General features: G+C 71.3%; 1 protein-coding gene and 1 pseudogene. Both read left to right on the top strand.

Annotation, left to right across the window (positions count from 1 at the left end; genetic code table 11):
• Positions 1-317 (top strand): annotated as a pseudogene (locus AC1DZC_RS19835) (methyl-accepting chemotaxis protein); the annotation flags it as partial.
• 160 nt (positions 318-477) lie between these two features.
• Positions 478-1,815: methyl-accepting chemotaxis protein (locus AC1DZC_RS19830; protein ID WP_477044457.1), on the top strand; the 1,338-nt coding region annotated here is incomplete at its 3' end.

Here is a 1,815-nt window from a genome sequence, read left to right as displayed (position 1 = left end):
GGGTGGAGGCGATCCAGGCCGACACGACCGGTGCGGTGGCGGCGATCGGGCAGATCGCCTCGATCATCGCGTCGATCAACGACTACCAGCTGACGATCGCCTCGGCGGTCGAGGAGCAGACCGCGACGACCAACGAGATGTCCCGCGGGGTGGCCGAGGCCGCGACCGGGTCCGGGGAGATCGCGGTCAACATCGGTGGCGTCGCGAGCTCGGCCGCGTCCTCCTCGCAGACCCTCGGGCAGATGGGCGACGCCGTCAGCGAGCTGGCGCGCCTGTCCACCGACCTGCGCACGAGGGTCTCCGCCTTCACGTTCTAGGACGCCCCGACGCCCCGCCGGCCACCCGTGCCGGCGGGGCGTCGTGCGTCCGTCGTCCCTCAGCATGCTGAGTCCGCGCGCACCAACCGCTCACAGATCGCGTGCGGGAACCGATCAGCCAGGAGACGGCCGAACCGGCCGACAGCCCAAGGAGGAACTCATGTCGACGACCCACCCCGCCCCGGTCGCCAGCACGCCACGGCGCCGTGGCGCCTGGTTCGCCGACCGGTCTATCCGCACCAAGATCCTCGGCCTGACGGCGATCTTCGCGATCGTCGCGAGCGTGCTCGCCGCGACCGCGTTCGTCACGATGAACAACCTGGCCGCGCAGACCCGCGAGCTCGCGCTCGCGATGAACAACCTCAGCGCACCGCTCAACACCGTGCACCAGGACCAGCTCAAGGGCCGCATGATCGTCGCCCAGCTCGCAGCCACCAAGACCCCCGACGTGGTGGAGCACTGGAAGAGCGAGCAGGTGGACAACGACGCCGAGATCGACGCCGCGATCGCCGAGTTCGAGGCCAACGGCGGCGGCACCATGCTCACGTCGTGGCCCGACTTCCGCACGGCCTACGACGCCTGGCGCGCCGCCCGCGACAGCCAGCTCGTCCCGGCCGCGCTCAGCGGCGACCCGGTCGAGTACGAGACCGTGCTGAACGACGTCACCGAGCCGCTCAAGTCGGCCTACGTCGACGCGCTCGACGCCGCCGCCGAGCAGGGCGACGCCCTCGCGATGGGCGTCGCGGACACCGCGGCGGACCAGGCGACCGCCGCGAAGCGGGACATGATCGTCCTGCTGGTGCTCGGCGTCATCGTCCTGGCGATCCTCGGTGGCTTCATCGGCACGCAGCTGCGTACCTCGGTCCGCAAGGTCCAGGTCGCGCTCGAGGGCCTCGCCGAGGGCGACCTGACGGTTCGTGCCGATGTGCGCAGCCGCGACGAGGTCGGCCGCATGGCGCAGTCGCTCACGTCCGCGCAGGACGCGCTGCAGACCACGCTCGCGGGGGTGCTGGAGACCTCGCAGACGGTGGCCGCTGCCGCCGAGGAGCTGTCCGCGTCGTCCAACGAGGTGGCGGCGGGTTCCGATGAGACCAGTGCGCAGGCGGGTGTGGTCGCGGCTGCCGCGGAGCAGGTGTCGCGCAACGTGCAGGCGGTCGCGGCCGGGGCGGAGCAGATGGGGGCCTCGATCCGGGAGATCGCGCAGAACGCGAACCTGGCCGCGAAGGTGGCCGACCAGGCCACGTCGGCGGCGTCGTCGGCGAACGAGCAGGTGGCGCGTCTGGGTGAGTCCAGCCAGCAGATCGGGAACGTGGTCAAGACGATCACGAGCATCGCGGAGCAGACGAACCTGCTGGCGTTGAACGCGACGATCGAGGCTGCGCGTGCTGGTGAGGCGGGCAAGGGGTTCGCGGTCGTGGCTGGTGAGGTCAAGGAGCTGGCCTCGGAGACGGCCCGGGCCACGGAGGACATCGCGCGTCGGGTGGAGGCGATCCAGGCC

It is taken from the genome of Cellulomonas sp. P2_B4 (assembly GCF_056404795.1).
The sequence above is the reverse complement of the archived record's forward strand: the minus strand, read 5'-3'. Positions and strand labels throughout refer to the sequence as shown.